At 43.6% G+C, this 7,976-nt stretch carries 9 protein-coding genes and 1 tRNA gene; 6 read left to right on the top strand and 4 right to left on the bottom strand.

Annotated elements, in window-relative coordinates; translation table 11 throughout:
* Positions 1-248: 248 nt before the first annotated feature.
* Positions 249-812, top strand: coding sequence for a hypothetical protein (locus ABFQ95_06425; protein MEN8237158.1), 564 nt, complete (start codon positions 249-251; stop codon positions 810-812).
* On the opposite strand, the gene ABFQ95_06430 is transcribed toward ABFQ95_06425, so the two are convergent.
* Positions 801-1,388 carry a hypothetical protein gene (locus ABFQ95_06430; GenBank protein ID MEN8237159.1) on the bottom strand — a complete coding sequence of 196 codons (588 nt, stop codon included), beginning with the start codon at positions 1,386-1,388 and terminating at the stop codon, positions 801-803. The two genes, ABFQ95_06425 and ABFQ95_06430, sit on opposite strands and share 12 nt — an antisense overlap.
* Positions 1,389-1,436: 48 nt before the next feature.
* Between ABFQ95_06430 and ABFQ95_06435 the strand changes: the two genes are divergently transcribed.
* From ABFQ95_06435 to ABFQ95_06455, 5 genes are all read left to right on the top strand, one after another.
* Positions 1,437-1,727 (top strand): DUF3572 domain-containing protein, encoded by a 291-nt coding sequence (locus ABFQ95_06435; protein MEN8237160.1) that lies wholly within the window; start codon positions 1,437-1,439, stop codon positions 1,725-1,727.
* 225 nt (positions 1,728-1,952) lie between these two features.
* A tRNA-Gln gene (locus ABFQ95_06440) sits at positions 1,953-2,026 on the top strand.
* A gap of 34 nt (positions 2,027-2,060) precedes the next feature.
* On the top strand, positions 2,061-3,089 hold the full coding sequence (locus ABFQ95_06445; protein ID MEN8237161.1) for a glycosyltransferase family 4 protein: 1,029 nt from the start codon (positions 2,061-2,063) through the stop codon (positions 3,087-3,089).
* Entirely contained in the window at positions 3,086-3,808 is a 723-nt protein-coding gene (locus ABFQ95_06450) for an ATP-binding cassette domain-containing protein (GenBank protein MEN8237162.1), read from the top strand. Before ABFQ95_06445 ends, ABFQ95_06450 begins: the two co-directional genes overlap by 4 nt.
* Positions 3,801-4,601, top strand: a complete 801-nt coding sequence (locus ABFQ95_06455; protein ID MEN8237163.1) for a metal ABC transporter permease — start codon at positions 3,801-3,803, stop codon at positions 4,599-4,601. The genes ABFQ95_06450 and ABFQ95_06455 overlap by 8 nt, the downstream gene beginning before the upstream one ends.
* A 105-nt stretch (positions 4,602-4,706) precedes the next feature.
* On the opposite strand, the gene ABFQ95_06460 is transcribed toward ABFQ95_06455, so the two are convergent.
* The 3 genes from ABFQ95_06460 to ABFQ95_06470 all read right to left on the bottom strand — a co-directional run bounded on the left by ABFQ95_06460 (position 4,707) and on the right by ABFQ95_06470 (position 7,730).
* A complete protein-coding gene (locus ABFQ95_06460) occupies positions 4,707-5,933 on the bottom strand; it encodes an ATP-binding protein (GenBank protein ID MEN8237164.1) in 1,227 nt (408 codons plus the stop codon).
* 98 nt (positions 5,934-6,031) lie between these two features.
* On the bottom strand, positions 6,032-6,823 hold the full coding sequence (locus tag ABFQ95_06465) for an AMP-binding protein (protein ID MEN8237165.1): 792 nt from the start codon (positions 6,821-6,823) through the stop codon (positions 6,032-6,034).
* A gap of 124 nt (positions 6,824-6,947) precedes the next feature.
* Entirely contained in the window at positions 6,948-7,730 is a 783-nt protein-coding gene (locus tag ABFQ95_06470) for a hypothetical protein (GenBank protein MEN8237166.1), read from the bottom strand.
* Positions 7,731-7,976 lie beyond the last annotated feature (246 nt).

Consider the following 7,976-nt stretch of genomic DNA (forward strand, 5'->3'; position numbering starts at 1 on the left):
GGGTAGAAAATGTGTCGAAGGAACTCTACGAAAATTCGCTCAATCTGGCAAATATATTGGGATACAGGGGAATCACATAGGTTTACTGAACAGCCCTGGTTGACCAGATTAATCTGTAAAACTCGCACACTGCTGCCGTGTTTTCAAGCCATACAACAGATAAAAAAAATCTGGTATACTGATGGCAAATAGAAAATGCATGCGAGGTTCAACTGTATATAAAACTCCTCCCTTCCCTATTTGTCGTCATGGCTCTTGCTGGAGCTGCTCATGCAGTCCCTTGCCTGAACAAAACAAATATCTACAAGGGACCAGCTTTTTTTGCAGATCAAAAATTCGATAGCTTAACAATCTCTGGCCCTGGGAATTTACAAGGTTCAACAATCCTTGGAAAAACCATAGTACAGGGACCTTTCAGTGGAACTGACTGTAAGTTTCAGGATCTGGACATCACAGGTCCCCTCACCCTAAATAATTCTTCTTTCACGCAAGCTCAGATTAGGGGGCCTGTCAAATTATCGAATGTTAAAGCAACGGGTCGACTTAGTATCCTAGGACCTCTTGAGGCAACAAAAGCCGATTTGCAAGATGTTGTGATTCAAACGCAAACACTATCGTTGATGGATTCGCAAGTTCGCTCTCTTAAAATCAAAGATAACAGATCTACTGCACCCCAGCGTTTGCTTTTAAAAGGAACAACAACGGTCGGTCAGATTACGTTTGAGCTTGGTAATGGGATTGTTGTCATTTCAGGAGATACAGTTGTAGCTGAAAATATTAAGGGCGCACGGGTTGAACGCTCAAGTAATTGAAGCACTTGAATTGCAAATATACCGCTTAACCGTTTGGTAGTGCCGCCCTTTTCTCTCCATCAGGGCAAGGCTTCGAGCTTTGAAGTGAATCTTTTTGTAAGGCAAACCACGAAAGGTTTCCAGAATTTTAGTTTTAAGTGCTTCCGGCAAATTTCGCTTAAGCGTTTGAATTTTGGTGTGCGGAATATAAGCTGCATAGCTTTGGTCAAATTGGTATTCTGTATGCTTAGTCAGGAGGGTACCTGCTTCTAGAGAAAGATCTTCAATGACTTCTTGGGGGCCAAAACGTGCGCACAATATTTGACCAAATTGTCCAAGGGCTACAACGCCTGTAACAGCAAGCGACAAAACAGGTATGCGCTCAAGTGGTTTAAATGCTTGCTCTACAAGAGAACGATCTTGCCATTTTACACTGCGAATAAAACCAAGGGTGATATGAAAATCACGCTGAGCCTGCCTGCGTACTTGCGATTTTGGCAGATCAAGATAGAGGATTCGAGCCAAACTTTGTTTCACGTCAGGCTCTAGCTCTATAGCCAGAAACATGCTTTTGTGTGCAGGATGAGTGTGTACCATTTATGTTATGATCTCATGAATTGGTCTTTGTATTCAAGGGAATGAAAAATGTCAAAACCTCAAGAGATAGCCCAAACCATTGCGCTGCAAGCAGTTGGTTTCATTGTAAGTCAAGAAAGAATTTTACTCCCCTTTTTGTCAAGTTCCGGCCTTGCTTTAGCTGACTTACAAGCTGGATTAGAAAGTCCAGATGTACTTGCCGCCGTGCTTGATTGGCTTTTGCAACACGAACAAAATCTTTTGATGTTTTGTGCAGACTTTGATGTGACTCCAGATTTGGTTTGGCGCGCACGCAACCAACTCCCTGGGGCTCCAGCTCAGCAACACCAATCTATTTAAAGGGATATTTACACTTGAAAACCAATCAACATCTGATACCGCTATTTTAACGGTTTAGGCAAACTTATAAGCAAACTTGGCACTTTTTGTGGACTGGAAAGCAATCAATTGAAAAGCGCAATCTGTGCCGGGCGACTACAGTCCTGCTTAGACAGTTAAATAACGTGACATCCAGGCTAAAATATGATAGCCGTAGTGATGGCTTGTGCCTTTTTAAAAGTCTACTGGGGAATAGTTTAGCGGTAGAACTCTCGGCTCTGGACCGGGCAACCCAGGTTCGAATCCTGGTTCCCCAACCATTGTTTTATTGATGATAGGTTAGCTGCACATCTCATGACTACATCTCTGCTTATCTTGCTGTGCATTGGTATCTGTATATCTGCAACTGTGACCTGGCTAATGGCAAGAGTCAATATTGCCGATATCCCTGAGCAACGTTCTTCGCATGCCCACCCCACCCCCAAGTGCGGTGGAATTGGCGTCCTTGTGGGCTTGACTGTAACGCTTGCCCTCTTTATCAGCACTGACCTTCTAGTTTTTTCTCCTTTAATCCTCATCCTACTATCCACCACACTTGGCATTGGCGTGCTGGGGCTCTTGGATGACCTATTTACGCTATCCTTTAAGTGGCGGTTGTTGGTACAGACAACTGCTGCCTCTTTTATCTGTTATTACATCGTCCCTGTCACCTACCTGCCTATTCCTGGACTTGGCACCCTTGAGCTTGGTTGGCTCGGATGGGTACTTTCAGTATTTTGGATTGTGGGTTTTACCAATACCTTTAATTTCATGGATGGCATTAATGGAATTGCCGCAGGGACCGCATTACTTTCTGGACTGTTTTTAAGCTTATTTTTCATCCATTTTCTCAATATCGACTTCAGTATGGTTGCAATGGCACTTGTGGCGGGCACACTTGGGTTCCTACCATTTAATTTTCCCAAAGCAAAAATTTTCCTTGGTGACGTTGGCAGCCAAGCAATGGGGTTTTTGCTGGCAGTTCTTGCCCTTAGAGCTATCAGCGAAAGCTATCGTATTTCCATATTCACTATGCTCCTCTTATTTCTGCCCTTTTGTTTTGACAGTGGTGTGACCCTTCTTCGACGAACATTGGCGCGAGAAAATGTTTTCAAGGCACATCGCACGCACCTGTATCAGCTCCTCAATCAACTAGGATGGAGCCATACACAGGTCACTATACTTTATTTAGCACTGTCCGGCATTAGCGGGCTAACAGCTTGCATCAGCTTGAAAATCCCTCCCGAACATCATCTCTACTTATCAGCATCAGCCTTGCTATTTTATGGTGCCTTCGGCTACGTTGTGTTAAAGCGAGCCCGACAACGAAAACTCCTTGCATGAGAAGATCTCCCTTAATTCAACTCACTAACATTGGCTTGACCCGTAATCAGTTTGTTGTACTTGAAGACATCAAGCTTGCAGTTTACAGAAAACAAATTGTCACTGTCGTTGGCCCCAATGGTGCTGGCAAAACCACACTCTTAAAGGTCATCCTCGGTCTCACTCCTACATCGTCAGGTACGATTACACGTCAGCACAACTTAAAGGTGGGATACATGCCCCAGCGCTTAAAGCTGGATGCAACTCTACCGTTGTCAGTCTCCAGATTCTTGCACCTGGCCCGCCATCATAACAACAGTGCAATTGCCGAAGCCCTTGAAGAAGTCGGAGCCTTACGCCTGGCTGGTCGATCTCTGCATGTCCTTTCAGGAGGAGAACTGCAACGAGTACTGCTGGCCCGCGCTCTTTTAGGAAAACCTGATCTTTTGGTCTTAGATGAACCTGTGCAAGGGGTTGATATCAAGGGACAGAAAAATCTATATCAACTGATCACCCAGCTCAAAACTCGACTGGACTGCGGAATTATTTTGGTCTCCCATGATCTACATTTGGTTCTGGCTGAAAGTGACCAGGTGATCTGCCTCAACCAACACATCTGTTGTGCAGGCCGGCCCGAACGCGTCGTGAAAGACCCGGCCTATACCCAATTGTTTGGCAAAGAATTGGCTATCTACGCCCATCAACACGACCATAGCCACGACGAGGCTCCTGATGCTTGAGTTACTGATCCACCCTATCCTGGCTGGAATCATCACCGCCTTTATTGCAGGTCCCTTAGGCTCAATCATGATTTGGCGTCGCATGGCATTTTTTGGAGATACATTGGCCCACTCGGCCCTTGCAGGAATTGCCTTCAGCCTGTTATTGGATACCCCCATCCTCTACGGTTTGCTTTTAATCCCTGTAGGCGTTGCCATCTTCATGGCCCTCGTGCAATCACAAAAAGTGCAATCACAAAAGTTGCTGGCAACAGATACTTGGCTGGCAATTGTCGCCCATGGAACTCTCGCCATTGGCCTAGTTGCCCTTTCCTTTGTGCACGGAGTTCCCGTTGATTTGCACCGCTATTTATTTGGAGACATCTTGGCCGTTGGCCTTGACGAGGTACTCCAAATCACAGCTGGAGGGCTATTAATCTTAGCCACTCTTGCCATCATCTGGCGCCCACTTCTTTCCATGACAATAAACGAAGATTTGGCGGCGGTGGATGGAATTTCCCTGATTAGGACACGTCTTATATTCATGATGCTGGTCGCACTAACTGTCACCGTAGCCATTAAAGTCATCGGCGTTCTATTGCTAACCGCCCTATTGCTGATTCCAGCTGCAAGCGCCCGGCGCTTTTCCAAAACACCCGAACAGATGGCAGGAATTGCCACTGCAATGTGCTTGGCTTCGGTGCTGTTGGGATTTTATGGGTCAGTGTCTTTTGACACGCCCACAGCTCCGTCAATTGTCGTTGCCGCCCTTGGTATTTTTGCCGGCACCAGCGTGGTGCGGCAAGGGAGGTAACGCCAATACGCAGTACATTTTTATTGGTGGGGCTCTGCCCATAAGCGCTAACTTAATTTGGTGCAAAAAAGCTTCATGGTTATTAAATTCAAAATTCAATTTAGGCTAAATAAACCCAATTGGAATCGCATCAACGTTCTTGGAAACAGGCAGAAGATTTTTCACAAAGCAAAGTAATCCTCCATAGCCAATGGGAGTGCTTAAGGTTTTTAGAGCCTCAAACCCCTTGCTATTCACTTTTTGCAGAGCTGCTGACTTCTTGACTTCAATGGGGTAAAGCACCCCATTCTCTTCAATAAGTAAATCAACTTCACGCTTTTCCTTATCTCGATAATAATAAACTCTGGGAGTTCGACCATTATGTAGATACGATTTTATGATTTCGGAAACAACATAGCTCTCTAATATGGTGCCAGACATAGCACCACGCTCTAAAACATCAGCATTAAGCCAGCCGGTTAGGAAGCAGCAGAGTCCAGTGTCCATGAAATGAAGTTTAGGGGTTTTAATCAGCCGTTTTAAATGGTTATTAGAATATGGTTGTAGTAAATAAATAATACCTGATGCTTGCAGCACCCCTAACCACGCCTTTACAGTTGGTTCACTCACCCCAACATTACGAGCTACGTTTGCATAATTAACCATTTGTCCCGTATGAGCCGCTACAACTTGCATGAATTTGTGGAAAGTGACCTGATCAGTAATTTGTAGGTACTCACGCACATCGCGTTGAATATATGTGGCCACATAAGACTCATAGAAACGCTCCCAATTTTTCCCATTGTCCATCACTACATCCGGATAAGATCCTCGCCAGATTTTAAAAAAGTGATCTGGCAAAGTTAGAACCTGCGCACTTTGTTGCCGCTCTTTGATTATTTCCCAAGTTGGAAGAAATGGAGCACTATTAGCGCGATTCTGCTCTTCCGCAAGAGAAATACCTTGAAGGTTCAAAACAGCAACTCGTCCTGCAAGAGATTCCCTCACATTTTTCATCATGTCAAATTGCTGTGATCCAGTCAGCCAAAACATGCCTGGTTGTTTGCTTTGATCAACTGCAATTTTGATGTAGGGAAACAAATTGGGAGCATACTGCACTTCATCAATCAAAGTGGGCAACCGCAACCGCTCGATAAAGCTAGCAGGATCTTCCTGAGCAGCGGTACGCATGTTGATGTCATCCAACGTCACGTAAGAACGTCTATCTTTTTGAATTTCTTGCAGCAGTGTTGTTTTGCCAACTTGTCTGGGACCTGTGAGCAGTAAAACACGAAAACTAAGGCTTGCATCTTCAATAGCTGAGCGAAGAGTGCGTTTTATATACGTATCCACATCCATCTCGACTAATCTAAAGTCTGATTTTATATTAGTCGAATAGTGCTAGGGTGTCAACCAACTTCAAGTGTGGCTGCAAACCGTTCGCGCTAACTCTAACATCGCCAATTTTTTTGCTTGCTGGAGATCAGTCTTGCCACTGGCCAGCAACGGCAATTCAGGTACGAGGATGAAATTCGCTTGTGCTGGAATCCAAAGCTTTGGTAGATCGCGCCCGTTGAGTTTTTGCCATAGATCTTGAGGCTTAAGTGACGCGTGGCTGTAGATAACAGCAAGTTGCTCTCCTTTTTTCTCATCTGGGATTGAAACAACGATTGCAAGCGGTCACCCAAGGATGGCGTTGATCTCTTCTTCGATTTTAATATGGGGCACCATTTCCCCCCCCCTATTTTACTAAATCGAGTCAGTCGATCGACGATCGTAATAAATCCGCCCTCATCCACCTTAGCCATGTCTCCGGTAATGTACCAACCTTCCCGTGTAAAGGCCTGCTTTGTCTTTTCGGGTTGGTTTAAGTAGCCTTGCATACAACTGCCGCCGTTAACCAGCAACATGCCAGCATGTCCAAAGGGGATGGGCGCAAAAGTTTCGGGGTCTACAATTCGAGTTGCCACCCCTGGAAGTGTGGTGCCTACAGTTGCAAATTTGTGCCCCTTTTGAATCCATCCAGGACTATGTCGGACATTGGGAGTATTAATAGCGACCACAGGTCCGGTTTCTGTGCAGCCATATCCTTCAAAAAGTTCAATGTCAAATTTGCTCTTAAAGTCCTGTGCAATTGAAGGCCTGAGTTTTTCAGCGCCAACCACTGCATATCTGAACAACGGCAAAAAATTAGTTTTAAGCAGACGCGCTTCGCGCGACTTAATTGATGGTACCAGCCCCAAACGCCTTAGATATTTATGAAAAGCCTAGAGGTTATTCTTTTACAAAATGCTCAAAGGACAGGTGAAGGAGTGGCAAATTACATTGGTAAATGAGCACTTTGAGCGTACCAGGAGACGGAAATCTTCATCTGTCTTCAGCAGTATAGAGCAGTTTCATTTTTGCATACTGTATGGCTGATAATGTGGTTGTTAAAAATTTCTCTTCACTCACAATCTCATGGCGTGCGAGGTTGTCTTGGTAATAATTAATAAATCTTCCAATTAATTTCTGTTCTTCAGCCTTGTCATTTTCTCTGAACTGGATGTCTATATAAGTAATAAAATGAAGACTGTCAAAAACTTTCTCTGTTGTTTCTGTGCTAATTGATGAAGGCATGAGTTTTAAAAATATTTTTCTATGCTCTTCCGAAAACTTAGAAAGGGTGCAGATTATATTATTTCGTATCATTGATGTATCCGTAGGTTTTAGAAGTACTTTTACCTGCTTTACAAAATCAGATCTCATATCTTTTTTAATGCTTTTCTCAAGATTATTTAAAATTAGGCTCATATGCCCACCTTGTGTATTATCAAGAAACAACTCTCTTCCTAATGTAACAATGTCATTGAAATCCTCAGTAGCTATTTTTGATAAACCACGTATTAAATGACCTTTAGAGATGGCGTTCATATCTTTGTTGTAGAGCCTTTTAGCTTCTTCCATAATGAAGTCCCTTCTTTCCTTTGGAATCTGAGATATATACTCTACTAGGTCTACAGCACCATCTTCACCAATCGTATTATAAATTGTTAGTGTTCTCCCTATAACATCAGGAATATCGTCATATGGAATGCAAAGAATAGTAGTTATAACTCTTCCCAGTCCAGGTGTTTCGATAGATAATATTCTCCTCAGGTAATTAGCCATTGACACCTTCTTTTCATTCTTAATATTCTTCAGTGAGCATATAACGCCATAACGACTGATGTTAGATCCCGTAAGGGGAAATAATATTAATGAAGCTTGGTATAATACTTCAATTTCTTCCTCAGGGACATCAGAATAGGCAGCAAATCAGGGCTGTTCAGTAAAAGCTTGCATTTTAGGTAAAATTTAGCTTTAGTATTGTCTAACCGTAACAAATGGAGGTTAAGATGTTACTAGAAATTCTCA

It is taken from the genome of Pseudomonadota bacterium, assembly GCA_039714795.1.
In the GTDB taxonomy this organism is placed as follows: domain Bacteria; phylum Pseudomonadota; class Alphaproteobacteria; order JAGOMX01; family JAGOMX01; genus JBDLIP01.

Coding starts and splice junctions, on each gene's coding strand:
- ABFQ95_06425 (MEN8237158.1), top strand. CDS start 249: ATGGCTCTTGCTGGAGCTGCTCATGCAGTCCCTTGCCTGAACAAAACA.
- ABFQ95_06430 (MEN8237159.1), bottom strand. CDS start 1,388: ATGGTACACACTCATCCTGCACACAAAAGCATGTTTCTGGCTATAGAG.
- ABFQ95_06435 (MEN8237160.1), top strand. CDS start 1,437: ATGTCAAAACCTCAAGAGATAGCCCAAACCATTGCGCTGCAAGCAGTT.
- ABFQ95_06445 (MEN8237161.1), top strand. CDS start 2,061: ATGACTACATCTCTGCTTATCTTGCTGTGCATTGGTATCTGTATATCT.
- ABFQ95_06450 (MEN8237162.1), top strand. CDS start 3,086: ATGAGAAGATCTCCCTTAATTCAACTCACTAACATTGGCTTGACCCGT.
- ABFQ95_06455 (MEN8237163.1), top strand. CDS start 3,801: ATGCTTGAGTTACTGATCCACCCTATCCTGGCTGGAATCATCACCGCC.
- ABFQ95_06470 (MEN8237166.1), bottom strand. CDS start 7,730: ATGGCTAATTACCTGAGGAGAATATTATCTATCGAAACACCTGGACTG.